Source organism: Acinetobacter sp. DSM 11652 (assembly GCF_900109815.1).
Taxonomy (GTDB): domain Bacteria; phylum Pseudomonadota; class Gammaproteobacteria; order Pseudomonadales; family Moraxellaceae; genus Acinetobacter.
This window is the reverse complement of the sequence record NZ_FOBK01000007.1, coordinates 146,968-171,400: the sequence shown is the minus strand read 5'-3', so window position 1 is coordinate 171,400 and position 24,433 is coordinate 146,968. Positions and strand designations below refer to the sequence as shown.

General features: G+C 38.1%; 25 protein-coding genes. 18 read left to right on the top strand and 7 right to left on the bottom strand.

What is annotated here, in order from left to right:
• The 4 genes from BMW42_RS08895 to BMW42_RS08880 form a co-directional block, all read left to right on the top strand.
• Positions 1 to 677, top strand: a 677-nt coding sequence (locus BMW42_RS08895) for an RHS repeat-associated core domain-containing protein (protein WP_143047407.1), incomplete at its 5' end; no start/stop codon positions are given.
• 18 nt (positions 678 to 695) lie between these two features.
• The gene (locus BMW42_RS08890) at positions 696 to 1,151 is read left to right on the top strand and encodes a hypothetical protein (protein WP_092767185.1); all 456 of its coding nucleotides are present in this window, start codon (positions 696 to 698) and stop codon (positions 1,149 to 1,151) included.
• A 56-nt stretch (positions 1,152 to 1,207) separates the two neighbouring features.
• On the top strand, positions 1,208 to 1,618 hold the full coding sequence (locus BMW42_RS08885; protein WP_092767183.1) for a transposase family protein: 411 nt from the start codon (positions 1,208 to 1,210) through the stop codon (positions 1,616 to 1,618).
• The gene (locus BMW42_RS08880; protein WP_092767181.1) at positions 1,566 to 2,036 is read left to right on the top strand and encodes a transposase; all 471 of its coding nucleotides are present in this window, start codon (positions 1,566 to 1,568) and stop codon (positions 2,034 to 2,036) included. The genes BMW42_RS08885 and BMW42_RS08880 overlap by 53 nt, the downstream gene beginning before the upstream one ends.
• 233 nt (positions 2,037 to 2,269) lie before the next feature.
• Here BMW42_RS08880 and BMW42_RS08875 read toward each other — a convergent pair whose 3' ends face one another.
• Positions 2,270 to 3,049: a ferredoxin--NADP reductase gene (locus tag BMW42_RS08875; RefSeq protein WP_035267346.1), complete on the bottom strand. Its 780-nt coding sequence runs from the start codon at positions 3,047 to 3,049 to the stop codon at positions 2,270 to 2,272.
• Between the two features lie 105 nt (positions 3,050 to 3,154).
• Between BMW42_RS08875 and tsaA the strand changes: the two genes are divergently transcribed.
• From tsaA to BMW42_RS08850, 5 genes are all read left to right on the top strand, one after another.
• Positions 3,155 to 3,874, top strand: coding sequence for a tRNA (N6-threonylcarbamoyladenosine(37)-N6)-methyltransferase TrmO (gene tsaA / locus BMW42_RS08870; RefSeq protein ID WP_092767179.1), 720 nt, complete (start codon positions 3,155 to 3,157; stop codon positions 3,872 to 3,874).
• A 128-nt stretch (positions 3,875 to 4,002) separates the two neighbouring features.
• Positions 4,003 to 5,760, top strand: a complete 1,758-nt coding sequence (locus tag BMW42_RS08865; RefSeq protein WP_035267342.1) for a GspE/PulE family protein — start codon at positions 4,003 to 4,005, stop codon at positions 5,758 to 5,760.
• Positions 5,761 to 5,868: 108 nt separating this feature from the next.
• Entirely contained in the window at positions 5,869 to 6,240 is a 372-nt protein-coding gene (locus tag BMW42_RS08860; RefSeq protein ID WP_373683345.1) for a NirD/YgiW/YdeI family stress tolerance protein, read from the top strand.
• Between the two features lie 145 nt (positions 6,241 to 6,385).
• On the top strand, positions 6,386 to 7,051 hold the full coding sequence (locus BMW42_RS08855) for a response regulator transcription factor (protein ID WP_092767175.1): 666 nt from the start codon (positions 6,386 to 6,388) through the stop codon (positions 7,049 to 7,051).
• Positions 7,052 to 7,060: 9 nt separating this feature from the next.
• Positions 7,061 to 8,395, top strand: coding sequence for a sensor histidine kinase (locus tag BMW42_RS08850; protein ID WP_322853435.1), 1,335 nt, complete (start codon positions 7,061 to 7,063; stop codon positions 8,393 to 8,395).
• Between the two features lie 101 nt (positions 8,396 to 8,496).
• Here the strand turns inward: BMW42_RS08850 and hemP are convergent, their stop codons facing one another.
• Positions 8,497 to 8,667: a hemin uptake protein HemP gene (gene hemP, locus BMW42_RS08845; protein WP_035267337.1), complete on the bottom strand. Its 171-nt coding sequence runs from the start codon at positions 8,665 to 8,667 to the stop codon at positions 8,497 to 8,499.
• A 136-nt stretch (positions 8,668 to 8,803) separates the two neighbouring features.
• Here hemP and BMW42_RS08840 point away from each other — a divergent pair, with 136 nt between their 5' ends.
• Complete coding sequence (locus BMW42_RS08840) at positions 8,804 to 9,706, top strand: thiamine phosphate synthase (protein ID WP_092767173.1); 903 nt, start codon at positions 8,804 to 8,806, stop codon at positions 9,704 to 9,706.
• A gap of 31 nt (positions 9,707 to 9,737) precedes the next feature.
• Here the strand turns inward: BMW42_RS08840 and BMW42_RS08835 are convergent, their stop codons facing one another.
• Positions 9,738 to 10,307, bottom strand: a complete 570-nt coding sequence (locus tag BMW42_RS08835) for a tetratricopeptide repeat protein (protein WP_092767171.1) — start codon at positions 10,305 to 10,307, stop codon at positions 9,738 to 9,740.
• 26 nt (positions 10,308 to 10,333) lie between these two features.
• The gene (gene mrcB / locus BMW42_RS08830) at positions 10,334 to 12,730 is read right to left on the bottom strand and encodes a penicillin-binding protein 1B (RefSeq protein ID WP_092767169.1); all 2,397 of its coding nucleotides are present in this window, start codon (positions 12,728 to 12,730) and stop codon (positions 10,334 to 10,336) included.
• A 227-nt stretch (positions 12,731 to 12,957) separates the two neighbouring features.
• Between mrcB and BMW42_RS08825 the strand changes: the two genes are divergently transcribed.
• Together BMW42_RS08825 and BMW42_RS08820 are read left to right on the top strand one after the other, a co-directional pair.
• Complete coding sequence (locus BMW42_RS08825; protein ID WP_092767167.1) at positions 12,958 to 13,899, top strand: NAD(+) kinase; 942 nt, start codon at positions 12,958 to 12,960, stop codon at positions 13,897 to 13,899.
• Positions 13,900 to 13,901: 2 nt separating this feature from the next.
• Positions 13,902 to 14,168 carry a YeaC family protein gene (locus tag BMW42_RS08820; protein ID WP_035267325.1) on the top strand — a complete coding sequence of 89 codons (267 nt, stop codon included), beginning with the start codon at positions 13,902 to 13,904 and terminating at the stop codon, positions 14,166 to 14,168.
• A gap of 10 nt (positions 14,169 to 14,178) precedes the next feature.
• Here the strand turns inward: BMW42_RS08820 and BMW42_RS08815 are convergent, their stop codons facing one another.
• Positions 14,179 to 15,222: a glycosyl transferase family protein gene (locus BMW42_RS08815; protein WP_092767165.1), complete on the bottom strand. Its 1,044-nt coding sequence runs from the start codon at positions 15,220 to 15,222 to the stop codon at positions 14,179 to 14,181.
• A 211-nt stretch (positions 15,223 to 15,433) separates the two neighbouring features.
• Here BMW42_RS08815 and BMW42_RS08810 point away from each other — a divergent pair, with 211 nt between their 5' ends.
• The 4 genes from BMW42_RS08810 (at position 15,434) to BMW42_RS08795 (ending at position 20,721) form a co-directional block, all read left to right on the top strand.
• Positions 15,434 to 16,576 (top strand): acyl-CoA dehydrogenase family protein, encoded by a 1,143-nt coding sequence (locus BMW42_RS08810; protein WP_092767163.1) that lies wholly within the window; start codon positions 15,434 to 15,436, stop codon positions 16,574 to 16,576.
• A 283-nt stretch (positions 16,577 to 16,859) separates the two neighbouring features.
• The gene (gene pheA, locus BMW42_RS08805; RefSeq protein ID WP_035267321.1) at positions 16,860 to 17,969 is read left to right on the top strand and encodes a prephenate dehydratase; all 1,110 of its coding nucleotides are present in this window, start codon (positions 16,860 to 16,862) and stop codon (positions 17,967 to 17,969) included.
• Between the two features lie 19 nt (positions 17,970 to 17,988).
• Positions 17,989 to 20,235, top strand: a complete 2,247-nt coding sequence (locus BMW42_RS08800; protein ID WP_092767161.1) for a bifunctional prephenate dehydrogenase/3-phosphoshikimate 1-carboxyvinyltransferase — start codon at positions 17,989 to 17,991, stop codon at positions 20,233 to 20,235.
• Between the two features lie 111 nt (positions 20,236 to 20,346).
• A complete protein-coding gene (locus tag BMW42_RS08795; RefSeq protein ID WP_092767159.1) occupies positions 20,347 to 20,721 on the top strand; it encodes a hypothetical protein in 375 nt (124 codons plus the stop codon).
• Positions 20,722 to 20,788: 67 nt separating this feature from the next.
• Here BMW42_RS08795 and BMW42_RS08790 read toward each other — a convergent pair whose 3' ends face one another.
• Positions 20,789 to 21,418, bottom strand: coding sequence for an alpha/beta hydrolase (locus BMW42_RS08790; protein ID WP_035267316.1), 630 nt, complete (start codon positions 21,416 to 21,418; stop codon positions 20,789 to 20,791).
• Between the two features lie 123 nt (positions 21,419 to 21,541).
• Here BMW42_RS08790 and yaaA point away from each other — a divergent pair, with 123 nt between their 5' ends.
• Positions 21,542 to 22,321: a peroxide stress protein YaaA gene (gene yaaA / locus BMW42_RS08785; RefSeq protein WP_092767157.1), complete on the top strand. Its 780-nt coding sequence runs from the start codon at positions 21,542 to 21,544 to the stop codon at positions 22,319 to 22,321.
• A 33-nt stretch (positions 22,322 to 22,354) separates the two neighbouring features.
• Positions 22,355 to 22,990 (top strand): HD domain-containing protein, encoded by a 636-nt coding sequence (locus BMW42_RS08780; protein WP_092767155.1) that lies wholly within the window; start codon positions 22,355 to 22,357, stop codon positions 22,988 to 22,990.
• Here the strand turns inward: BMW42_RS08780 and BMW42_RS08775 are convergent.
• Positions 22,977 to 24,389, bottom strand: a complete 1,413-nt coding sequence (locus BMW42_RS08775; protein ID WP_092767153.1) for a cryptochrome/photolyase family protein — start codon at positions 24,387 to 24,389, stop codon at positions 22,977 to 22,979. The genes BMW42_RS08780 and BMW42_RS08775 overlap by 14 nt on opposite strands.
• Between the last annotated feature and the right edge of the window lie 44 nt (positions 24,390 to 24,433).

Sequence of the window (24,433 nt, the reverse complement as noted above, 5' to 3'; positions counted from 1 at the left end):
ATCCATTAGAAAAAAGTGATATCCGTTTCCAAGGGCAATATTACGATGAGGAAACAGGATTACATTACAACCGTTACAGATATTACGAACCATTTTGTGCGCGCTATGTAAGCAAAGATCCGATCAGTCTATTAGGTGGTTTAAATAACTTCGCTTATGTAAGTGATCCGAATCAGTGGGTCGATCCAATGGGGTTGCAAGTTGGAATAGGATTTAGTAGTAAAAATAATACAGTGATTATTACAGATGTTGATACGAAACAATCAATGAGGATAGGTGCTTTCACTGGTGGTCATATTAGTCAAGAGGGAGTATTTAACGCTAATGGAAATAATTACGAAAAACCAATACCACCAGGATCATATTATATAACGGAATATCCTAATCCAGACAGACCCAATAATAATCATTGGTACGGGTTATTAAAAATTGATGAAAAAATTGATGATGAGACTATAGACCAATTTGGTAATAAACGATTCGGTTTTCGCCTTCATCCGCGTACTGTTAGTCATGGTTGTGTAACAATCAGTAGTTTTGATCAACAAGGTAGAGAGAGTTGGGGTAAATTAAAGGAAATGCTTGACAAAACATCGACTTCAACGATTGAGTATGAGGATAAATGGTACAGAAAGAATAGACAGCTTAAACTTTATGGAATATTACATGTTAAATAAATTAGAATGGAATATGTTATGATTTTAAAAAAAATTTCTTACATTTTTTTTGTATTAATTTTGGCTATATTGATATTATATTTAGCTTTATTATATAAATTTAAATCGATTGATTCGAGGTTTCAATTAGAGTCATCTAAAGTTTTAATTTCTTTTTTCCTTAAAGATTTTTATTTATTTGGTGGGTTAGAAAAGCAGTCATTAGAAATTGAAAGAAAAAATCAAAAAGACCAAGATGATTTTTACTATTCAATAATAATATTGGGCTCAAAAAATTTAGAGTATAATGGTGGTGGCTTGTTGCTTTTAAATGAATTATTATCAAAGAGGGATAATACAAATTTAATTCTAAAAATAAAAAAATTTAAAAATAGTAAGGGTTATGAAAGTCTTAATAAAACAGATAAGGATTCAATAAATTATTGGGAAAATATATTATTAGAAAATAATAGCTCTATTAGATCTCTCTCATAAGTCAAAAAAAGATCTATCCCTTGCTGACTATTTGTACCGAATAATTTTAAATATTCATGCATAATTTGCGAACGAAATACATCGACTCAAAGAAGCTCTCTGAAACACAGTTTAAGCGATATACAGGCATCTCATGGTCAACCTTTGTTTTAATGACTGAACAGCTAAAAATGCTTGTACCTGCTAAAGGTAGACCATCTAAGTTAAGTGTAGAAGATCAAATCCTTCTGTGCTTAAGTTATTGGCGGGAATATCGAACATTGTTTCATGTCGCAACGAGTTATGGTGTGTTAGAGCTTACTGCTTTAAGAATCGTCCGCCACGTAGAAGATTGCGTGATCAAGTCTAATCTATTTAATTTACCCAAGAGTTTGGCTAAAGGCGAAGGTATCGATTGGAATGTGGTGATCGTAGATGCCACAGAAATTCCAATTCAAAGACCTAAAAAAACAGAAGAAATGCTATAGTGGTAAGAAGAAGGCACATACTTTTAAAGTACAAGCCATTATCCATTATAGAACACAGCAAGTTCTAAGTTTATGCACGAGTCGTGCTGCAGTACATGATTTCGAGCTCTTCAAACGTAACCTGAATCAAATTCCTAAAGGGTCTTTTATCCTTGCAGATAAAGGCTATCAAGGGATTTATACGGTGTATCCAAATAGTCTATTGCCATTAAAAGCAAAAAAGCACTGTAAACTAGAACCTGAGCTAAAAGTTTACAATCAAGAAATCAATAAAAGAAGAATTGGGATTGAGCATGTATTTGGGACTTTGAAGACCTTCAAAATCCTTGCTGAGCGATATCGCAACCGTGGCAAAAGATTGGGATTAAGATTCAGTTTAATCGCAGGGATTTATAATTTAGAACTGATTAAAAAATGATTTATGAAAGAACCCTATTGTTTACTAGTATTAAAGTTAATACATTAGAAACTAAGTGTTAGTGATTACTGTGCATGTTGAATATCTGAAATGACGATATTGCTTCTAGTTCAGCATTGCTGAATAAAGTTACTACAGAGTTAAATCAAGATAAAATCGATTTAAATAATAGGAAAATAAAACACTCCATAAAAAAACCGAGCAAAAAAGCTCGGTTTTTAATGTACAAGTTTTTATTTTTCAACAAAAGCACGTTCAATCACATAATCACCAAGAACACCCATACGTGGAGATTCTTTTAGGCCATGTTGATCAAGAAGTGCAGCTACATCGTCGAGGAATGCAGGAGAACCACATAACATTGCACGGTCAGTTTCAGGATTAAAACGAGGTAAGCCGATTTTCTCGAAAAGAGCACCAGTTTCAATCGCAGTTGTAACACGACCTTGAGTATGAAAGTCTTCACGTGTAACTGTTGGGTAATAAATTAACTTTTCTTTCGCACCAAGTTCCCCAAAGAACTCATGGTTTGGAATTTCATTTTGAATAAGGTCTTGATACGCCAACTCTGAGATATAACGTGTACCGTGTACAACGATGATTTTCTCGAAACGCTCATAAGTTTCTGGATCACGGATAGTCGAAAGGAAAGGAGCTAAACCAGTACCTGATGATAAAAGATACAAGTTTTTACCAGGATTTAAATCATCAAGAACAAGTGTACCAGTCGGTTTTTTAGAAACTAAAATTTCATCACCAACTTTTACTTTTTGTAGGATTGATGTCAAAGGACCATCTGGAACTTTAATAGAGAAAAACTCAAGTTCTTCTTCATAGTTCGCGCTAGCAATCGAATATGCACGCATTAAAGGCTTGCCATTGACTTCTAAACCAATCATCACAAATTGACCATTTTTAAAACGCAATGCTGTATCGCGAGTCGTTTTAAAACTGAATAATGTGTCATTCCAGTGGTGTACGTGAGTAATCTTTTCGACGTTAAAAGCAGCCATTAAAGGTCTCAATAAATTATCAAATTAGAACAGCTTGCTATTCTAAACTAAAACCATTCTCGATAAACTGAATATATTTAATTGAGCTTATCAAAAAAAGTGATTATGAATGAGCTGACTTTACCTGTGATTGGTATAATGAGATCTCCCTACAAAGAAAAGTTTGGTATTCCACGTCAGCCAAATTTAGTAAATATTGAAAGTTATATTGAACTATTGGCGCCATATAATGATGAATTGGCTTTTGAAGGTATACATGATTTCAGTCACTTATGGCTGATTTGGCAGTTTCACGATAATAAAAATCAGAATAATCAAAAATTTAAGCCTCAAGTCAGACCACCACGTTTAGGTGGAAATAAAAAAGTGGGGGTCTTTGCGACAAGAAGCATGTACCGTCCAGCACCTATCGGTATGTCAGTCGTACAATTCAAAAGACTTTTTAAAGAAGGTGATTCTTTGAGGTTGTATGTGTCTGGTAGTGATTTACTAGATGGAACACCAGTTATCGATATCAAACCATATATTCAGTATTCTGATGCCGTGATTGAGGCGACGAGCGGTTATGCACAGGATAAGCCAATTCAAAAAGTTGTTATTTGGTCAAAAACTGCTGAAATTCAACGAAATGAGCTGTTGGTGCAACAACATGTTGCAGAAAGTTTAATCAAAGAATTGGAGCAAGTTCTATCATTTGATCCAAGACCATCTTATCAAAATGATCCTGAGCGAATTTATGGGCTAAGTTTCGGCCTCTTAAATGTCAAATTTAAAGTGGATACTGAGGTTGAGATCGTTGCACTGGAACTTTGTGCAAACGAATAAATTGTTGGACTGATGTATTTAAAGCTGAATTTGATCTAATGAATTTAATTGTAAATTCTGAATAGGCTAAAGGCTAATGTTGAATAAAGAATTTGCTATAGTTGGGCTCAAGGAATGGGGCAATTTGAATGAATTTTAATTTTGAAATTGATACAACATGGTGTTTAGAACAACTACTAAAAGATGGTCGTATTTTAGAACGAGATAAGTTGCTCATACAAACCCGACACCGCCAAAAAGATCAATTTAAATGGCATCCATTGCAGTGGATTGCTCATTTTGAATTGGTAGATCAAGTTCAACCTCAACATAAGTTAACATTGCAACGCTTATGTGAGTGGTTAGCATTAAAAACACAACTCCAATATTATGTGATCGACCCGCTTAAAGCAGATGTTGCAGCACTGACTCAGGTCATGTCACAAGAATATGCATTCAAAAATAAAATTCTTGCTGTGGAAGTGCATCCTGATCAGATCTTAATTGGTACAGATCAACCATTCTTGGATGATTGGGTCAAGAATTTAGAAAAGAGCTTAAGTCCTAAAAAAATTGTTAAGGTTTTATTGAATCCAGAGCAGTTACAACGTTACTTGATTGAATATTATCAAGTGAGCCGAGCAGTAAACTCCTCTCAATATTCAGGAGCTTACGACCGACAGAGCCGAGGTGTTGAATCCCTTTTACAATTGGGTGATAGTCAAAATCCTGATGCCAACGATCAGCACATCGTAAAATTAGTCGACTGGTTGCTTCAATTTGCCTTTGAACAGGGTGCGAGTGATATTCATCTTGAGCCTCGTGCGGAGAAAGGACGTGTTAGATTCCGTATCGATGGTGTGCTGCATACGATTTATAACATGCCTAGCAATACACTCACGGCAGTAATTTCTCGTATTAAAATTCTGGGTCGTATGAACGTTGCAGAAAAACGACGTCCTCAGGATGGGCGTTTAAAAACGCGTACACCTAAGGGTCAAGAAACTGAACTGCGTTTATCAACTCTGCCTACTGCAGCAGGCGAAAAAATGGTAATGCGAATTTTTGATCCTGAAGTATTAGTGAGGAGTTTCCAACAACTGGGTTTTGAAGGAAAACTGCTAGAACAATGGAATGCCATTACCAAAAATAGTCACGGCATCATTTTAGTGACAGGTCCAACTGGTTCAGGTAAAACCACAACCCTGTATTCATCAATGAAACAACTTGCGACTGAGCAATTAAATGTTTGTACGATTGAAGATCCTATCGAGATGATAGAGCCGAGCTTTAATCAGATGCAGGTAAACCCTGCAATTGATCTTCATTTTGCCGATGGTGTACGTGCCCTCATGCGCCAAGATCCAGACATTATCATGGTAGGGGAAATCCGAGACCAAGATACAGCGAATATGGCGATTCAAGCTGCGTTAACAGGTCATCTCGTACTTTCAACACTTCATACAAACGATGCACCTTCAAGCTTGACTCGTTTACATGATCTAGGGGTGCAGCCATTTTTAACAGCGGCAACAATCTTAGGGGTATTGGCGCAAAGGTTAGTCAGAAAATTATGTTCTCATTGTAAAGAAAAACGGGAAATTAATGCTCAAGAATGGGAGCATCTGACCTATGGGTATTTAGTGAAGATGCCTGCTCAAGTGTATCATGCCAAAGGTTGTGAACATTGTCGTCACACAGGATATAAGGGGCGGGTGGGTATATATGAATTTATGCCTGTGTCTCTAGAAACAAAACAAAAAATCAGTGCTAATCTTAATTTAGATGAATTACGTGCTCACGCAAAAAAAGAAGGTGTAGAACCGTTGCGTATTGCGGGTGCTCGAAAAGTCCTTGAAGGGGTAACGACATTAGAAGAGGTGCTAAGAGTCGTACCACTAAGTTAATTGTCAAAGATTAATAAATATTCATATTTCTTAAGATTCGCTTCAGCATTGTTTGTTTTAATAGCTTTATCGAAACAAACATCACTTGAAAAGGTATAGAAAATGAAAATGTTTAATCAAGCTTTAATTGCGACAGCTTTAGTCGGTGCAACTACATTTGCAATGGCTAATACGGCAGTGAACCAAAGTGCTGTTAATCATGCAGCCATTGCACCACAAGCAATTACGACTGTTAAAAGTGCTTTAACTGCCAAAGATGATACGCCAGTGAAATTAAAAGGCTATATTGTTAAGGCAACTGGTGATGAAAAATATCAATTCCGCGATAGCACAGGTGTGATCACTGTGGATATTGATGATGAACTTTGGCAAGGTAAACCAATCTCTGCAAAAACACCTGTTGTATTAATTGGTGAAGTGGATATTGATTATAAGCCTGCTAAGCGTGTAGAAATTGATGTAGATCAAGTTCAATTTTAATGAGCTATTTACTGAATTGAGTATTTGATTTATGGCTTTTAAGTACTCAAACCAAAAAACCACATTCTCCAGAAATGTGGTTTTTTTATGCATCTTTTTTTGAAAAACTTTATAGTGAATGAATTGTGGCTTAGTGAAGAGAGACATGCGTATATTATTAGCAGAAGATGATGTGTCACAAGCTGAAAGTATCAAAGCTTGGTTAGAAATGGATGGATATAGTGTTGATTGGGTCGAGCGTGGAGATCATGCGATATTAGCAATTGAGCAGCATCAATATGATTGTTTATTACTTGATCGTGGATTACCGAAAGCAACTGGTGATGATATTCTGACACATTTAAGAAAACACCAACACAATACACCAGTTATTTTTATTACAGCCCAAGACAGTATCCAAGATCGTGTTGGAGGACTTGATTTGGGGGCTAATGATTATCTAGTTAAACCATTCAGTTTAGATGAGCTCTCGGCGAGAGTGAGAGCACAACTACGTACTCAGCACAAAGGCACGTCTCAAATCCTAATGTTTGGATCCGTGAGTTTGGACCCCCAAGCCAAAGTTGTTAAATTAAATTCAGAAATTGTCAATCTCACAGCGAAAGAGTACCAAATTTTATATAAGTTAATGCAACATCCTGAACGTGTTGTGACACGTGAGCAACTAGAAGAGTCCTTATATGCTTGGGGTGATGAAATTGAAAGTAATGCAGTTGAAGTTTATATTTATCAGATTCGGAAAAAAATAGGCTCAACCATGATTAAAACGATTCGTGGATTAGGTTATCGAATGAATCTAGATCAGACTTAAGGTAGAACAGTGTTGGATCAGCACCCTATTTCTTTACAGAATCGTCTTGTTAAGTCTTCAATGCTCAGTTCGATGTTGGCGGGCGTTGTCGCATTAATTCTTTTATTGGTGATCTCGCTTTACCAGAACATGCAGACCCATGACAATATGATGGATGAAATCGCCGATTTGATTTTGGTCAGTGATATTTCAAGTCATGTGGGAAATGAGTTAGATGATTTAAGTGAACAATTTGATATCAAATATGAATTAAAGCTCGATGAACTTATTTTGATTGAATCGCAAGACCTTGCTTTCAGTCAAATTGGTTCCAAGGTCTTTTTTCAGAATGATCACTTTGGTTTTGTTTGGCTAGAAGGACGATTATTTCGTTATTACAGTGAGCAAAGCGATCAGCAAATTCTAACTATGCTTCAACCCATGTCAGCGCGTGTTGATCAGTTATTCAAAAGTTTGCTGGGCTACGGTGGTGTTCTCATTATTTTATGGGGCATTCAATGGTTTATTCTACACTTTATTATACGACGTCAGTTTCGATCTATTCACCAACTTTCAAAATTAATATCGCAAAAGACCGTTAAGGATTTATCACCGATTACACCTTCAAAACCAGAACTAAAAGAACTGCAACCTATTGTGAGTCAAATAAACCAAATGATGGAGCGTTTAGATCGGGCAATTACTGCGGAACAACGTTTTACAGCAGATGCATCCCATGAATTAAGGTCGCCACTTTCAGCGATTCAAATGCGGTTACAACTTTTAAAACGAAAATACCAGTCTGATCATGAGGATTTGTCACAAGACTTAGAGCAGATTCTAAAAGATGTGAGTAGAGGCTCAAATATTTTAGAAAATTTACTTTTGTTGGCTAGACTTGACCCATCTTCAACGCAAGATGTACCTATACAGTCCATAGATTTAGACCGTTTGACGAAAGAGGTTTTACATTCAGTACAACCTTTGAGCCAAGAAAAAAACATTCAGTTTAAAACTGAGTTAGGAAATCATGCGATTAATGCAAATCCTGAGTTAATGTTTAGCTGCATCCGAAATTTAGTCGATAATGCAATCCGCTATACGCCACCGAATGGAATCGTTGATATTTCAATCAAACAAAATAATAATGAAATTCTATTTGTGATTGAAAATGAAGGTCACGGCATTGAGCAAACAGTAATTGATCGGCTGGGAGAAAGATTTTATCGTAAGTTAGGCACACGTACATCGGGCTCAGGATTAGGATTATCAATTTGCCGTAAAATTGTCGAACTACACCAAGCCGAGATTGTATTTAAGAAATCGGAGTTAGGTGGGTTAAAAGTTGAAATTAAATTTCATTAAAATTAATTATCAACAAATTTGAAGAAATAAAATTAAAGAAGCAGTATGCGCTGATTCATACTGCTTAGTTCCACGATTATTATTATCAAATTTTAGAATTTTTATTTTGTCAAAATGAGTCGATTATTTCGTGTGAGACGAAGGCGATATTCTTCTCCTGCATGCATGATGCGAATTTCTCTGCCTAGAGCAAATAGATTATTTGAGTGAAGCATTGGTAATGCTTGGTGGTTTTCGTTATTACGTGTGAATAAGCTAAATGGTGCGTTCATTCCTTGGACTCCGTGGTATGTGGTGAACGATTTAAATGATAATCATTATCGAATAGGGCTGTCAACGATAATTTTTCTCATTTATAAAAAAACATAAAATGCTTACAATTAAGCACTCATTTTTTGAAAGATAATCATGTCAAAAAAAACTCTTAATGTTTCTATAGCGTTGTTATTCCACAAAAATCAAGTTCTTGTCGGGTGGAGAGAAGTCTCTTTACATCAGGGGGATAAAGCTGAGTTTCCTGGAGGAAAAGTGGAGTTAGGTGAAACTCCTGAACAAGCTTGCAAGCGTGAAGTTCAAGAAGAGGTGGGAATTTTTCTAGATCATGTCTATTTATTCGATATTATTACGCATGAATATGAAGATCTAATCGTAAAATTGCACATTTATCAGGCTTATGTAGATCAGTCTCTACTAGATCATATTGAAAGTCCTTGGACATGGCATGATCGTTCAGCACTAACCATTTTGAATTTTCCTAAAGCCAATGATGCCATTGTTAAACGACTACTCTGGCCGAATAAAATGGCAATAAAAAATATAGATCGTCTCGATACAACCATTGATCTTAATCGAGTTAGCTATTTGAGAACTGAAAATGCTTTAGATTTTGCGCTGCAACTCAACCAGTATAATCAACTGGATCAGCTCATTATCAATCGTGATGTGTGGATAGGATTATCAGAATCAAATCAGAAAAAAGTATTTGCCGTACAATTTAAACATGATCAATTGATGCAATTAAATTCTGATTCATTTATGGAGGAATGGAAGGGCATTAAACGCATCGCATCCTGTCATGACCATTCTAGTGTCAGTCGAGCTGTAGCGTTAGGTTTTGATGCAATATTTTTAAGTCCAGTACTGTGTACAACATCGCATCCTCAGCAAGCACCCTTAGGTTGGACGCAGTTTGAATTGTTATCAAAAGATATACATATACCAGTTTATGCGCTAGGCGGTATGAAGCCTGAATTATTAGATCAGGCCATACAACATGGAGCTTATGGAATTGCTGGTATTCGTGCTTTTTAAAGGCATTAAAAAAGCAAAACTCATGCTTACATCAAAATTTCTTGATTTGGTTTTGTGCTTCTTGGATGAGTTTTTGATTTTTTTGGAGTTGACCTGATTTCAAAATAATTTGCCAAAGTTGTCGCTTCATCGTTGCTGTTTGAGCATAACTGAGACCTCGTTTTGCCAACGATTCAGCATTTTTTGCCTCATTTTTTTGATTGGCAATCATCGCGAGATACATATAGGTCTCTGCAGATTGAGGGGCAAGTCTTTGTGCTTGGAGTGCGGCTTTCTCAGCTTCACTCCATTTTGCTTGACGAAATGCATGATGGGTTTGTTGCATTAGATTTTTAAATGCGGGAAGTTGGCGGCCATCATCGAATTTTTGAGTTGAGCTTTTCTGTTCAGGAATAACAATTTGTAATTGTTCCCGTTTAATCTCAGGTCGATCGTAAGGCGTAATTTTAATACCATCGGCATCTTTTTGAGATGGTGTTGTTTTAGTCTCAGCTTGTTTAGGTTTCTGAGACGGTTGTGAGTTTTTAGGGGAGGTTAAAGTTTGGCAACCGCCTAAGAGTAATATGCTGGCGAATAGTACGCTAAAATTCAGTTTTGTCATTAACCTTAACTCCTCCTAAACTTATTTTAAGGATTATAACTTCCACTCGAAAGTACTCGAGTGGCATTCGTATTTAAATCCCGTTCCATTTCTGTTTCGCTCTCACGAATATATTGGTCGATGCTGTCTTCTGCTGGAATTTCTTCTGCATTCGTTTCAGGAACGTAAGTCGGCTCTACTTGGTAGTGTGGTAAGCCACATGCTGTTGCGCGACGAGGAACAGTATATTTAAGTATCGGTACATAGAGCGCACCTTGACAACCTTGTGCTGAAAGCTCACCGCTATTTGAGTCAATCCAATGCCACTGTACTTCATCAGGTTGACGTAAATTGACAGGTTTTTGCTTCAGTTGCTTCATTACGTTGGTCCACACGGGTAAAGCGCCAGATGAGCCCGTTAAGCCTGTCACTTTATTATCATCTAATCCAAGCCAGACAACTGCCAAATGATTACCTGAATACCCCGCGAACCACGAGTCCCTTGTATCATTGGTCGTACCTGATTTACCCGCTAGATTTAGATTCGGAGCGAGGCCGTTATAAGCAGCACGTCCTGTACCTGCCGACATCACACGTTGTAATCCGTAATTTAAAATATAAGCAGCCGATGGGTCGATCGTTTGTTGAACATTTAAACTGTAGCGATTAATGAGCTGCCCATTGGTATCAACAACTGTTCGGATAGATTTTGTAGGATATTTAAACCCTCCAGTTGCAAAGTTGCCATAAATATTCATGATTTCCATAGGCGACATTTCAACAGCCCCTAAGAAAATCGATGGGTAATTTGGAATAGGTGAAGTCACGCCAAACTTCATTAAATGATTGGTAAATGAAGAAAGTCCAAATTCTTGTCCTAAGCGAACTGTAGATAGGTTATACGAATTGGCTAAAGCTTGAACCATTGGGACGTAACCATACGAAGTTCCGCTATAATTTTTGGGTGTCCAAGTCTGATTGCGATCGACTGGCACACTAATTGGCGAGTCTTCGATTGCCGTCGCCCAGTTATAACGACCAGATTCCAAAGCAGTTAGGAAAATAACAGGTTTTAATAATGAGCCTACCTGACGTTTTGCATCAACTGCGCGGTTAAAACCTGTGAAGTCAGATACTGAACCTACGGCTGCAATCAATTCACCATTTTCAGGGTGAGAAACTAATACCGCGCCTTGAAGCTCTTTCAAGCGTGCAGGATTGGTCTTAGACAGTCTTGATACTGAATCTGTAAATGATTTTTGTACTTTGATTTGTGCGATTGGATCTAATGTGGTGAAAATTCGAAGACCTTGTTTCGTTAAATCGCTTTCTTGGTATTCTGTTTTGAGTTGACGACGAACGATGTCTAGGAAATCAGGGAAGCGAGCTGGGCCTAAAGTCGGTTTTTTAATCACGTTTAAAGGTTTAGCTGACTCAGTTTCATATTGCTCTTCAGTCAAATATCCCATGACTAACATATTGTTTAGAACAACATTACGGCGTTTTAATGCACTTTCAGGATTTCTCCAAGGATTGTATAAGCTAGGACCTTGAACGAGTCCGACAAGGAAAGCCTGTTGCGCTATACTCAATTCTCTAAGTGGTAAACCAAAATAAAATTGAGACGCTAAACCATAGCCATTGATCGAGTAATTACCATTTTGTCCTAAATTAACTTCATTCAAATATGCTTCCAGAATTTCATCTTTGTCATAATGAAACTCAAGCAACAACGCCATAAAGGCTTCATTCACTTTACGTTTGATTGTACGTTCAGGGGTCAAATAAAAGTTTTTAACCAATTGCTGTGTGAGTGTAGAACCACCTTGACGCTTACCACCAGTAACGTTGCTTACAACTGCGCGTGCTGTACCACGAAACGAGACGCCGTGATGATGATAGAAGTTGCGGTCTTCAGTGGCAATAAGCGCTTGAATTAAAGGTTTAGGAACACGATTGAGTTTAATGAGAACACGGTCCTCGTTGTGTTGAGGGTAGATTCCCCCAACTAACATTGGTTCTAGACGGGCAATCCCCGTACTCGATGGTTTTGTTGCTTTAATCTCTGAAATTTGACTAGCGCCAAAACTGACTTGGAGGATTTGTTCTGGTTCTACACTATCACCAAAATCGAAGCCACGCGTGTGGACATATATAGTATTGCCTTGAACCAAAAAATTACCTGGCTTGGTATAGTCTTCAGCGTTTTTATAACCCAACAGACCTAGCTCTTGAATGAAGTTTTGTTGCTCAACGGGTGCATTAGCATAAACTTCCAAGGGGCGTGCATATACTTTCGCTGGAATATCCCAACGATTGCCTTCAAATTTATCGCGAATAATATTATCTAAGCGGATTAGATAAATACTAAAAGCCACAAATGCAGAAATCACCAGCACTGAGAAAATCAATGCAATTAAGCCAATACCACGTTCAAACTTCATAGATCAAAAAGCAAAACCCTGTTTTATTGCGCTCATCATGCGAAGCTTTTTTATAATTTGCAATAATTAAACTGTGAATTTATGCCTTTTTTAGATAAATGTAATGATTTATCTAATTCAATATTAAGGAGAAAATTAAGATTTTAAGTTGGGGAAATGTGAAATTATTCGTGAAATTCATAACATGAAACAGGCTTGAAATATGTAAGTCACAGAATGATGATGATATGATACTCAACAATTCATCTGGAGCCGTAGCATACGTGCAACTTTCAGCAAAGTCATTTCGTAATATTGGATTAATTGGACGACCAGATAAATCATCTGTGGTTGAGACTTTAAGTCTAATTCATGACCATTTGATTAGTTTAGGTTTGCATCCAGTTTTTGATTCAGAAACCGCTAAATTGGTCCCTTATAAAAATTCGCAAACGGTCAGTCGAGCTTTATTGGGTGAAGTTACAGATTTGGTGATTGTCGTAGGTGGTGATGGTTCATTGCTTCAAGCGGCTAGATCTTTAGTGAAATACAATACTCCCGTCATCGGGGTAAACCGTGGGCGTTTAGGTTTCCTAACAGATATCAAACCGACAGAAGTGTTATTTAAATTAGATCAAGTCTTGAAAGGTGAGTTTCAGCTAGATCGCCGTTTTTTATTAGAAGTCGAAGTTCGTAGTAAAAATGAACTGATTTATGATGCAATAGCATTGAATGATGTGGTGCTGCATTCAGGTAAGTCAGTCCATATGATTGAGTTTGATCTTCATATTGATGGTCAATATGTTTATCGCCAACACAGTGATGGTTTGATTGTATCGACACCTACGGGTTCAACAGCATACGCACTTTCTGGTGGCGGTCCAATTTTGCACCCAAGTATGGATGCGATCGCGCTAGTGCCAATGCACCCGCATACGCTTTCTTCTCGTCCGATTGTGGTGGGTGGTCAAAGTGAAATTAAAATTCAAATTCGTAAGAATCGAGTGTTGCCAATGGTGAGTGCTGATGGGCAACACAGTGTTTCTTTAAATGAAGGTGATTGGTTGCATATTCGCAAACATCCTTTCAAACTTACTTTATTACATCCACCTGGATACGACTTTTATATGGCATGTCGTACCAAACTAGGATGGAATCAAGATTACGATTCATTTCATCAGCAGGACTAAACATGAATATTGAACAAATGTTATCAGTTTTGGATGCAGACATCGTTGCTCGTTTAAGAACTGCCGTTGAAATCGGTAAATGGCCAAACGGTGTAGCTTTAACTCAAGAGCAGCGTCAGATTTCAATGCAAGCAGTCATTGCTTGGGAAGCTAAAAATCTGCCAGAAACAGAAAGATCAGGGTATATTGATAAAGGTCATAAAGAGGAAGGTGATGAATGTGATTCACATGTTCCAGAGCCAGAATTTCAACCTATACGTTTTGTATAATGTTCTATGCTTAAAAAAGACACCTGATGGTGTCTTTTTTTAATCCGAAGTTAAACTCGATGACGTGATTTTGCCAGTATTCTTGAGCCAAAGTCTGCGCTTGTGTAAATTTATCAGCCACATTCATGGTGTAAAGTGCGATTGCCATAGTTTCAATAACAGCCACCTCTCCGTAAGTATGTTGGGAATCACCTAACCATATTTCTTTGAAAGTATCTAAGTTCAACTCTTCTTCAATTGCTGAACGATCAGCTGTGAGTTTCGGAAGTTCAAGCTCATACAGTTCACCGTCTCGTATACCGCAAATTAAGGTTTTTGCATCTGGGTTTCGTTCAAATTCACCGCCTTCACCTTTAATCACCGCACTGTTAACGTAACCTAATTTGGCGGCAGTCTGTTGATGAGAACTGCGGTACGCAGGGTGAAATATCGCTTGTAAAGTGGCTTTGGCATTGAAGGGATTGATGAGTCGTGAAAGCGTATGAATGGGTGAGCGTAAGCCCATGATATTGCGTAATGCAATTAAGTCACTCAAGGTAGGTGAAATGGCTTCGAGTGGTATATAGGCAAAGTTATGCTGATTAAGTTCTGATGCCACTTCGTTTTCATTTTGACAAATGGTATAACCTAAATACTCTAAAACTTGTTCTGTATATAATCGATTAATGGTATGTCCAGAAGCCCCATGCATTACAATACGATGACCATGTTTTGCTAAGGTTAACGCCGATAAGATAAACCACGGATAGTGTTTGCGTTTCCCCGCGTAAGAAGACCAGTCTAGGTCGACATCAATAGCTCTAAATTTAAGTTGATCACGAGTCGCTTGCACAAAGCCAGCCAGTTCATCTACAGATTCTTCTTTCACTCGTAAAAGCATTAAAAAAGCACCCAGCTGAACGTCTAATACCTCATTTTTTAAAATCATCTCAAATGCTTGATAGGCTTCTTCATAGGTCAGTGATCGCGCACCATTTTTTCCTTTGCCAAGAATACGAACAAATTGCGCAAATGGATGTTCAAAGTCTTTATATAAATTACGTTTTGTATTCATGATCAATGCAGTTGGATGTTCTTAATGACATTGTAACGTGGAATGATGCTTCGAATAAAAGCTAAATATCAAATTCAATGATCAAGCATTATTTTTAGCTTTTGAGACTGACCAAATTGTATGAATTTTCAAGCGCTTTTGTCCATGACAACTGGAAAAAAACGGGATAGCATGAAAACTTATAAAAAAATGAAGTGTAAGGAACACAAGAATGTTGGCATATGATGCAGATTTAGAATTATTCCGTGATAATTTCAAACGTTTTATGAGTGAGCACGTTGCTCCTTATTATGAGCAGTGGGAACGTGAAGGAAAAATGCCACGTTCAGTGTGGAATGCACTTGGTGAAAATGGCTTCTTGTGCGTAGATGTTCCTGAAGAATACGGTGGTTATGGTGTTCCAACAGAATATTCTTTAATGTTGGTTGAAGAGTCGGCACGTGCAGGTTATAGCGCATTATCGACAGGTATTTCATGTCACTCAGAAATTGCAGCACCATATATTTTACATATCGCGAACGAAGAACAAAAAAAATACTGGTTGCCAAAAATGGTTTCTGGTGAAGTGGTCGGGGCAATTGGAATGACAGAGCCAGGTGCTGGTTCTGATTTACAAGCCATCCGTACGAATGCCATTTTGAATGGTGATCATTATATTTTGAATGGCTCTAAAACCTTTATTTCAAATGGTCAGCATGCAGATTTGGTTGTGCTTGCCGTTAAAACAGATCCTCAGGCACGTGCTAAAGGCGTCTCACTTCTATTGGTTGATACTCATTTAGAAGGGTTTAAAAAAGGCACAAATCTCGACAAAATCGGTTTGCATTCCCAAGATACTTCGGAACTCTTTTTTGACAATGTAAAAGTTCCAGCTGATCAGCTTTTAGGTCAAGCGGGTCAGGGATTTGCATATTTGATGCAAGAATTACCACGTGAGCGGACAGCGATTGCTGCGACAGCATTAGGGGCAATTCGAGGTTCAATTGATGTGACTGTTCAATATGTCCAAGAGCGTCAGGCCTTTGGTCAAAAAATTGGACAATTCCAAAATTCTCGTTTTGTTTTAGCACAAGCGAAAATCGATGAACTGGCTACAGCCGCGTTTTATAATCAAAACCTAGCATTGTATAAAGAAGGGAAATTGGATGTTGAAACAGCAGCTGCATTAAAAAGTTTCAGTACAGATATGCAAATGAAAGTGGCGGATAATCTACTGCAACTCTTTGGTGGCTATGGCTATATGACGGAATATCCTATTTCACGCTTCTTTGTGGATGCACGTATTCAACGAATCTACGGCGGAACCAACGAGATCATGAAAGAAATCGTAGCACGTGGCATGCTAGGACGTTAATTTTCTATCCATATTTACATCTCGTTTGAGGAATACAAGCGAGATGTATTCAAATGTGTTTTCAATTTTAAAACTTATAGAGCGAACTGATTTTAAAAAAAAGATTAAAGCTATCCTATTCATTGACCTTGTCTTTTTTTCTAATTTATAGTTCATATTGGATTGATGATTATTTCAACTGTATATTTTTAAGTCTTATTGCCATAAAGTTTGGTTGCTTAACATTTGAAAGCTAACTATTGTTATACTGTTTACATAACTGATTCTGTAAGGCGACATTACAATGATCAACGATGATCAAAACACGACGAATTCTTTAGACTTAGCTAAAATCCGCGAAGATATCGACTCAGTAGATCAACAACTCCAACAACTGATTAACCGTCGAGCACGACTTGCTGAAGCTGTAGCAAAAGCAAAATTTGCTTCTGAAGAAAATCCAATGTTTTATCGTCCTGAGCGCGAAGCACAAGTTTTGCGTAATGTGATGGAGCGTAATGAAGGTCCTTTATCTGACGTGACGATGGCGCGTTTGTTTAGAGAAATTATGTCTGCGTGTCTTGCTTTAGAAGCACCACAAAGCATTGCTTTCCTTGGTCCAGTAGGAACTTATACGCATTCCGCAGTACTCAAGCATTTTGGACATGATGCGGTTGTGCGCCCACTTCCTACAATTGATGAAGTGTTCCGAGAAGTCGAAGCAGGCAGTGCACATTATGGTTTAGTTCCTGTTGAGAACTCATCCGAAGGCGTGGTTAACCACACGCTTGATTGTTTTAAAGCGTCACATTTAAATGTGATTGGTGAAGTTGAATTACGTATTCATCATCAATTTTTGATTTCTTCAAATACGCGTAAAGACAGCATTAAACAAATCTATGCGCATCAACAAACTTTAGCTCAATGTCGTGGCTGGCTCGATGCACATTATCCAGGTGTTGAACGTGTGGCTTTGAGTTCGAATGCTGAAGCTGCTCGCCGTATCCGTAATGAATGGCATTCTGCGGCAATCGCATCTGAAACAGCTGCGAGCTTATATGATTTAGAAATCTTACATAGCAATATTGAAGATAATCCAGAAAATACAACACGCTTCTTAGTTATTGGGCGTGAAAAAGTACCACAAAGTGGTAATGATAAAACTTCTTTATTGATCTCTGCACATGACCGTGCAGGTGCGTTATTAGAAATTTTAGCGCCGTTCGCTAAACATAACATTAGCTTGACCAGTATCGAAACAAGACCTGCATTGCCTGAAAAATGGGCTTATGTATTCTTTATCGATTTAGAAGGGCATATCGAACAAGAGAACGTACGTGCGGCTGTCGAAGAAATTCGTCCATTAGTCAAAGAAATCCGTGTTCTTGGTTCATACCCGATTGCGGTACTTTAAAAAGAGTTGAAACTTAGATATGTCTCAACCTTTATTTAAAAAAGTTGCATTTATTGGGCTAGGATTGATTGGATCAAGTTTAGCACGTGTCATTCAAGCACATGGTCTTGCTGAAAATGTTGTGGCATCTACGCGATCTGTTCAAACGTTAGAAGATGCTAAAGCTTTAGGTTTGATTAGTGACGGATATGCTGATGCCAAAGATGCAGTGGTTGATGCAGATTTAATTGTTCTTGCTTTACCCGTGAGAGCTACACAATCTGTATTAAACTCGATCAAATCTGTGATTACTCCTGATACCATAATTACAGATGTGGGCAGTACCAAAGGCAATGTTGTTGAGGCTGCAATTGCGGTTTTTGGTGAGCAGTTACCCGCAGGTTTTGTTCCAGGGCATCCAATAGCTGGTGCTGAACATACTGGTGTTCATGCAGGTAAAGTAGATTTATTTGCTAACCACAAAGTGATATTAACGCCGTTAGCAACAAGTGCTGAGTGGGCAGTGCAAAAACTAATTCAGTTATGGCAAGCTGCTCAAGCTGAAGTAATTTGTATGGATGTGGAAAAGCATGATGAAGTGCTTGCGCATACAAGTCATCTGCCACATTTAATGGCATTCAATTTGGTTGAGCAACTTGCAAATCGTGAAGATAATCTGGACATTTTCCGCTATGCAGCTGGTGGTTTCAGAGACTTTTCTCGCATTGCGGCGAGTGATCCACAAATGTGGCATGATATATTCTTTGCCAATAAAAAAGCGATTTTGAATGCTGTTGATGGTTTTGAGAACCAATTGGCTCATATTCGACAGCTCATTGAAAACGAAGATTCAAAAGCACTCATGGGATTGCTTGGACATGCTCAGGCAGCACGCCAACATTTTAACCATATGCTTGCCAAGAAACCTTTAATGGAGAACAAAACTGTGACACAGCAATTTACTATTCTGCCGGGTGCTAAATCATTTACTGGAAAATTTAGCGTGCCAGGTGACAAATCTGTGTCACACCGTTCAATCATGTTTGGTGCGATCGCTGAAGGTACAACCCATGTTACTGGTTTCTTAGAAGGTGAAGATGCCTTAGCAACACTTCAAGCATTCCGTGATATGGGTGTAAATATTGAAGGTCCAAAAAATGGTGAAGTCACGATTCATGGTGTAGGAATGCATGGCCTTAAAGCTCCAGCAAGTGAGCTTTATATGGGTAACTCTGGGACTTCAATGCGTCTTCTGTCAGGGATGTTGTCTGCGCAAAAATTTGACTCAGTAATGACTGGTGATGCATCGTTGAGCAAACGTCCTATGGAACGTATTGCAAAGCCACTCCGTGAAATGGGTGCTCAAATTCAAACAACAGGTGAGCGTGGCACACCGCCAGTATCGATCACAGGTAATCAGCAACTAAAAGGTATTCATTACGATTTACCGATGGCTTCTGCACAAGTGAAGTCTGGCATTCTGCTCGCTGGTTTATGGGCAGAAGGTGTAACGTCGGTGACTGAGCCAGAACCGACACGTGATCACTCTGAGCGTATGTTACGTGCATTTGGGTATGATGTGAAAACTGAAGGTAACCGTATTTCTTTAAAAGGTGGTGGTAAGTTAGTTGGCACGAATATTCAAGTGCCTTCAGATATTTCATCTGCTGCGTTCTTTATGGTGGGTGCTGCCATTACTGAAAATTCAGATGTAACACTTGAGGCAGTGGGTATTAACCCTACTCGTACTGGTGTGATCGAAATTTTGAAGCAAATGGGGGCTGATATTTCAGTCGAGAATGAACGAATTGCAGGTGGTGAACCAATCGCTGATATTCGAATTCGTGGCACTCGTACTTTGAAAGGCATCCACATGCCTGAAGATCAAGTACCTTTAGCGATTGATGAATTCCCAGCATTATTTATTGCTGCAGCTTGTGCTGAAGGTCAAACAGTGTTAACTGGTGCAGCTGAACTTCGTGTAAAAGAGTCTGATCGAATCCAAGTGATGGCTGATGGATTGAAAACAATGGGTGTTGATTGTACGCCTACGGAAGACGGTATTATTATTGAAGGTAAAGGTAAGTCTGGTGATTGGTCTGCTATCTTTACAGGTGGTGAAATTGAGTCACATCATGATCATCGTATTGCAATGAGTTTCTCCATTGCGGGGCTGCGTACTTCAGGCGCAATTAAAATTGTGGGAACTGAAACCGTTGCAACAAGTTTCCCAACATTTACTCAACTCACTGAACAAGCGGGTTTATCTATTCAAGTTAGTGAATAATACGACCAAAGATTTGTATATTTCTTTTCAAACAGCCAAGCAAAAGCTTGGCTGTTTTGTTTATATTGCTTATTCTAATTCTATATAATTAAAAAGCCTTTGGATGAGGAAATGAAAAAATTACAATTTTTAGTTGATCAAACGAAATACGCTAAGGCTCATTCAAGTCATTCTCATGATAATGCACAAACTTACGTTACAGCATTGTTATCTGAACAGTTGGTGCAACATGGATTTCACACTCAAACTACGAATCCGCATGAATTAGAAGTCAGTGTCTCTGATCACCCAATCGCTTTAGGGGTGAACTGTAATCAACCAGATGGCGAAGGACATTTTGTATGTGAAATAAGTGCGCATGCAGATGAGGAACAGGATTGGTTCCAAAAAATTGAGACGCAGAGTGTGATTAAACAACTTGCGCAAGCAGTAGAGCAGACATTAAGAGAAGATGAATCGTTCCAGTCGCTAGAATGGAAATCCTAACGAGGAATAAAACAAACCCAATGTAAAGAATCTACACTGGGTTTTTCTGAAACACGTAATATTTATATTAAGCAGTAAGGAAGCGAGTGATCGCGACGCGAAGTTGCTTCAAATAACCTGTGAAGAAGTGATTAGCACCGGGTAGCACTGTAATAATATGGCGTTGAGGCTTTGCCCATTCAATTAAATCGGATAATAAAGTGACTTCATCTGCCTCACCATGAATAAACAGAATATCACCTTTAATTGCCGGAGTAACATAGTGACGGATACCAGCAACTGTGGCTGTTGGTAAACCACATAGAATGACTTGTTCAGGTTGAATTTCTTGAGGTAGTGCATGATATGCCTTCGCCATAACATGTGCACCAAAACTAAAGCCTCCAACATAGAAAGGCAATGTAAGGTGTTTTGCACGTACTTGACGAATGACTTCTAAAATATCTTCTGTTTCACCAAATCCTTCATCGTGAACCCCTTCACTTTGACCTGATCCACGGAAACTTGGACGATAAACGATATAACCACGCTCAAGGAACATTTGAGCTAGCAGAGTGGGAACTTTGTGCTGAGGAGTACCACCTTGAAGCGGGTGAGGGTGACAAACGACCGCAAATCCTTTTACTTCAGACTGAGGATAATCTACAAAAACCTCAATTTTGCCAACAGGGCCTTGAATGAACATTTGTTCAGACATAAAAATACCGATTAACGTGCAGGAGAATCGTATATTTTAACGTCAATAATTAAAAAAAACACAATTGGAAATAAAATAAGTCTACTGTTATAGTTTGATTAATTGTTTTTTGATCAGGTTTCTATGTTTGCCTTAATTTCTCCTGCTAAGACATTAGATTATGAATCTACACTTCCAACTGATGAACATACTTTACCAAGATTGCTTGACCACTCACAACAGCTTATAGACGTAAGTCGTAAACTGTCTGCTTCAGAAATCGCCAAATTAATGAGTGTGAGTGAAAAAATTGCGAATCTTAACGTGGAACGCTTTAGAGATTGGCAATCAGACTTTGATTTATCAAATTCACGCCAAGCAATATTTGCCTTTAAGGGCGATGTTTATACAGGTCTGGATGCGTATTCGCTTACGCAAGCTGATTTAGAGTATGCTCAATGCCATTTAAGAATGCTATCGGGTCTCTATGGATTACTTCGACCACTGGATTTGATGATGCCTTATCGTTTAGAAATGGGCACGAAATTAGCAAATCCACGCGGTCACAATCTTTACGAATTTTGGGGAGATGAAATTACCCAATTGATCAACCAAGATTTATCAGAAGCCAAGAGTGATTTATTGGTCAATATCGCATCCGATGAATATTATAAATCGGTGAAAGAAAGCAAAATTAAAGCTGAAATTATCAAGCCCGTATTTTTAGACCAGAAAAATGGAAAATATAAAGTAATAAGTTTCTATGCAAAAAAAGCGCGTGGATTGATGGCACGTTATATTATCGAAAATAAACCTAATACTGTGGATGATCTTAAATCATTCAATACGGATGGCTATTATTTCGATGCTGAAAGTTCTTTGAAAGGTGAGCTCGTATTTAAACGTGATGAGCAGGCTGCTTGAAAATAAATAGGCGGTAGCTGGGCAGGGTGTCTGATGATTGATTCATATTTAAAACAGTTGAGAAGATACTGGGCCGCTACTGCACAACAGCTTGAACTATCCTCAGAGGATTCCATATCTATTCTTGATAGATTAGAAGTTCATTACAGTGAGCCTCATCGGCATTATCATACAGTGCAGCATATCGTTGAATGTATGGATCACTTACAATTGGTTCTACCAAATTTAAAAGATCCTTTATCAGTCTCTATAGCTCTTTGGTTTCATGATGTCATATATGAGCCTAAGGCACACGATAATGAACAACAAAGTGCTGATCTGATGCTGAACATCATATCTCCCCACATGGAGATGAGGAGATGTGAGAAAATTTATCAGTGGATATTAGCGACCAAAGAGCATCGTTGTGCATCTGATTCGGATCTTAACTATTTACTTGATATTGATCTTGCAATTCTCGGTTCAAACGCCAAACGTTTTGAAGAATATCAGCAGCAAATTCATCAAGAATTCAGTTGGGTACCCTCTGAAATTTATACATTAAAACGAAATGAAGTTCTTAATAGCTTTTATCAAATGGAATCCATTTATAAAACAGCATATTTTCATGACACTTTAGAAAATCAAGCCAAACAAAATTTAGAACGAGCATTCGTTAGGCTGATTTGAAAGCAGCTAATGCGCGCTGTCGACTCATCTTTAAATCAACAATAGGTTTTGGATAATTGAGTTTAAGATTCGGATTTTTAGCATAAGGCTCATGAATGATTTTTGCATCAAGATGAGCTAATTCAGGTACCCATTTGCGAATATAATTACCTTGACTATCAAATTTTTGTGATTGACTAATGGGGTTGAAAATACGGAAATAAGGTACAGCATCTGTACCTGTTGAAGCACACCATTGCCAGCCACCATTATTTGCCGCTAAATCTCCATCAATCAAATGTTGCATAAACCATTGTTCGCCTTTACGCCAGTCGATGAGCAAATTCTTACTAAGGAACATGGCGACAATCATTCTGACACGATTGTGCATCCATCCTGTTTCAAGCATTTGACGGATTCCAGCGTCCACAATTGGAATCCCAGTTTGTCCAAACTTCCAAGCATTTAATTCATCGGGTGCGTCACGCCATGGCACATTAGACGTGTTTAAATTGAATGGTTGATATTTCGATAATCTTGGAAAGTCAAACAGGATATGTTGATAAAATTCTCGCCATAATAACTCATCTAACCAAGTTTGTTGACCATCAGAGTAGAGATGAAAATTGCCATTTGAGCGACTAAAAATTGCAGCCAAACATTGTCGAATCGAAATAATTCCTAGATTTAAATACGGTGATAATTGACTGGTTGCATCAATGTTTGGAAAGTCGCGTTGTTGTTTGTACGTCTCTAAATTCTCATCAACAAATTTCTCGAGCATTTGTAGTGCAAATGACTCTCCAACAGGCCATTGATATTTAATCTGAGCATCAGGATAAAAATCATGTATCGATGGAATTTTGGAGGTATGAAAGCGTTGTATAAGCTCATGAGGCTGTACTTTAGGTACAGGGAGTGGTTGAGGAACAGAGATATTCAAGATTTCATAGCATGCACGTTTATAAGCACCAAAAACTTGATAAGGCTGGTGCGCCTGATTACGAATTGATTCAAGTGGGAAAATTGTGCGGTCATGATAATACTCGACAGTTACTTGATGCGATTCTAATAAGGTCTGCACTTGTGCATCACGAGGTAACTCATTCACGCCGATTTCAATGTTGGCGTGTATCACAGTAACTTGATATTTATTTGCGAAAGTTAATAATCTAGCTGGTACATCGTCCCATTGGGGAACGATTTCCACCATAAGTGGGATATTGAATTGCTTTAACTCAATTTCAAGTGATTTAAGTTGGCGAAGATAAAAGTCAATTTTAATCACTGCATCATCATGCAATTTCCATTGTTCAGGCGAAAGTATCACCACTGCACAAGTATTCCCATGCTGGGTTGCCTCCATTAACGCCGTGTTGTCCCTAACTCTTAAATCCTGACGAAACCAAATGAGATTCATATGATTAATATCCAAATATCCTCAGGAAATTATAAAAATTTGAA

Coding starts and splice junctions, on each gene's coding strand:
- BMW42_RS08890 (WP_092767185.1), top strand. CDS start 696: ATGATTTTAAAAAAAATTTCTTACATTTTTTTTGTATTAATTTTGGCT.
- BMW42_RS08885 (WP_092767183.1), top strand. CDS start 1,208: ATGCATAATTTGCGAACGAAATACATCGACTCAAAGAAGCTCTCTGAA.
- BMW42_RS08880 (WP_092767181.1), top strand. CDS start 1,566: ATGCCACAGAAATTCCAATTCAAAGACCTAAAAAAACAGAAGAAATGC.
- BMW42_RS08875 (WP_035267346.1), bottom strand. CDS start 3,049: ATGGCTGCTTTTAACGTCGAAAAGATTACTCACGTACACCACTGGAAT.
- tsaA (WP_092767179.1), top strand. CDS start 3,155: ATGAATGAGCTGACTTTACCTGTGATTGGTATAATGAGATCTCCCTAC.
- BMW42_RS08865 (WP_035267342.1), top strand. CDS start 4,003: ATGAATTTTAATTTTGAAATTGATACAACATGGTGTTTAGAACAACTA.
- BMW42_RS08860 (WP_373683345.1), top strand. CDS start 5,869: ATGTTTAATCAAGCTTTAATTGCGACAGCTTTAGTCGGTGCAACTACA.
- BMW42_RS08855 (WP_092767175.1), top strand. CDS start 6,386: ATGCGTATATTATTAGCAGAAGATGATGTGTCACAAGCTGAAAGTATC.
- hemP (WP_035267337.1), bottom strand. CDS start 8,667: ATGAACGCACCATTTAGCTTATTCACACGTAATAACGAAAACCACCAA.
- BMW42_RS08840 (WP_092767173.1), top strand. CDS start 8,804: ATGTCAAAAAAAACTCTTAATGTTTCTATAGCGTTGTTATTCCACAAA.
- BMW42_RS08835 (WP_092767171.1), bottom strand. CDS start 10,307: ATGACAAAACTGAATTTTAGCGTACTATTCGCCAGCATATTACTCTTA.
- mrcB (WP_092767169.1), bottom strand. CDS start 12,730: ATGAAGTTTGAACGTGGTATTGGCTTAATTGCATTGATTTTCTCAGTG.
- BMW42_RS08825 (WP_092767167.1), top strand. CDS start 12,958: ATGATACTCAACAATTCATCTGGAGCCGTAGCATACGTGCAACTTTCA.
- BMW42_RS08820 (WP_035267325.1), top strand. CDS start 13,902: ATGAATATTGAACAAATGTTATCAGTTTTGGATGCAGACATCGTTGCT.
- BMW42_RS08815 (WP_092767165.1), bottom strand. CDS start 15,222: ATGAATACAAAACGTAATTTATATAAAGACTTTGAACATCCATTTGCG.
- BMW42_RS08810 (WP_092767163.1), top strand. CDS start 15,434: ATGTTGGCATATGATGCAGATTTAGAATTATTCCGTGATAATTTCAAA.
- pheA (WP_035267321.1), top strand. CDS start 16,860: ATGATCAACGATGATCAAAACACGACGAATTCTTTAGACTTAGCTAAA.
- BMW42_RS08800 (WP_092767161.1), top strand. CDS start 17,989: ATGTCTCAACCTTTATTTAAAAAAGTTGCATTTATTGGGCTAGGATTG.
- BMW42_RS08795 (WP_092767159.1), top strand. CDS start 20,347: ATGAAAAAATTACAATTTTTAGTTGATCAAACGAAATACGCTAAGGCT.
- BMW42_RS08790 (WP_035267316.1), bottom strand. CDS start 21,418: ATGTCTGAACAAATGTTCATTCAAGGCCCTGTTGGCAAAATTGAGGTT.
- yaaA (WP_092767157.1), top strand. CDS start 21,542: ATGTTTGCCTTAATTTCTCCTGCTAAGACATTAGATTATGAATCTACA.
- BMW42_RS08780 (WP_092767155.1), top strand. CDS start 22,355: ATGATTGATTCATATTTAAAACAGTTGAGAAGATACTGGGCCGCTACT.
- BMW42_RS08775 (WP_092767153.1), bottom strand. CDS start 24,389: ATGAATCTCATTTGGTTTCGTCAGGATTTAAGAGTTAGGGACAACACG.